This is a genomic window from Streptomyces hygroscopicus subsp. hygroscopicus (assembly GCF_030269125.1).
In the GTDB taxonomy this organism is placed as follows: Bacteria; Actinomycetota; Actinomycetes; order Streptomycetales; family Streptomycetaceae; genus Streptomyces; species Streptomyces hygroscopicus_C.
This window is the reverse complement of the sequence record NZ_BSSM01000044.1, coordinates 1-1355: the sequence shown is the minus strand read 5'-3', so window position 1 is coordinate 1355 and position 1355 is coordinate 1. Positions and strand designations below refer to the sequence as shown.

Sequence of the window (1355 nt, the reverse complement as noted above, 5' to 3'; positions counted from 1 at the left end):
GCCCGCCGGCTGACCTGGGCGAAGGAACCGACCGAGACGCTGGACTGGTCGAACCCCCCGTTCGCGAAGTGGTTCAAGGACGGCGAACTGAACGTCGCCTACAACTGCGTGGACCGGCACGTGGAAGCCGGCCACGGCGACCGCGTCGCCATCCACTTCGAGGGCGAACCAGGCGACAGCCGCGCCATCACCTACGCCGAACTCAAGGACGAGGTCTCCCGCGCCGCCAACGCCCTGCTCGAACTCGGCGTCCGCAAGGGCGACCGCGTCGCCATCTACATGCCGATGATCCCCGAGACCGCCATCGCCATGCTGGCCACGGCCCGGATCGGCGCCACCCACTCCGTCGTCTTCGGCGGCTTCTCCGCGGACGCCCTCGCCACCCGCATCAAGGACGCCGACGCCCGGATCGTCATCACCTCCGACGGCGGCTACCGCCGCGGCAAGCCCACCGCACTCAAACCCGCCGTCGACGAGGCCGCCGAGAAGACCGGCACCGTCGAACACGTCCTCGTCGTCCGCCGCACCGGCCAGGACATCGCCTGGAACGACACCCGCGACGTGTGGTGGCACGACCTCGTCACCCGCCAGTCCCCCCAGCACACCCCCCAGGCCCTCGACGCCGAACACCCCCTGTTCATCCTCTACACCTCCGGCACCACCGGAAAGCCCAAGGGCATCCTCCACACCTCCGGCGGCTACCTCACCCAGGTCGCCTACACCCACTGGGCCGTCTTCGACCTCAAACCCGACACCGACGTCTTCTGGTGCACCGCCGACGTCGGCTGGGTCACCGGCCACTCCTACATCGTCTACGGCCCCCTCGCCAACGGCGCCACCCAGGTCATGTACGAGGGCACCCCCGACACCCCCCACCAGGGCCGCTTCTGGGAAATCATCCAGAAATACAAGGTCTCCCTCCTCTACACCGCCCCCACCGCCATCCGCACCTTCATGAAGTGGGGCGACGACATCCCCGCCAAGTACGACCTGACCAGCCTGCGCATCCTCGGCTCCGTCGGCGAACCCATCAACCCCGAAGCATGGATCTGGTACCGCAAACACATCGGCGCCGACCGCACCCCCGTCGTCGACACCTGGTGGCAGACCGAGACCGGCGCCATGATGATCTCCCCCCTGCCCGGCGTCACCGACGCCAAGCCCGGCTCCGCACAACGCCCCCTGCCCGGCATCAGCGCCACCGTCGTCGACGACGAAGCCAACCCCGTCCCCGACGGCGGCGGCGGCTACCTCGTCCTCACCGAACCCTGGCCCGCCATGCTCCGCACCATCTGGGGCGACGACCAGCGCTTCAAGGACACCTACTGGTCCCGCTTCGAAGGCAAGTACTTCGC

General features: G+C 68.7%; 1 protein-coding gene. It reads left to right on the top strand.

What is annotated here, in order from left to right; translation table 11 throughout:
• The coding region (gene acs / locus QSK45_RS37980; protein ID WP_285563520.1) for an acetate--CoA ligase at positions 1-1355 on the top strand (1355 nt) is incomplete at both ends.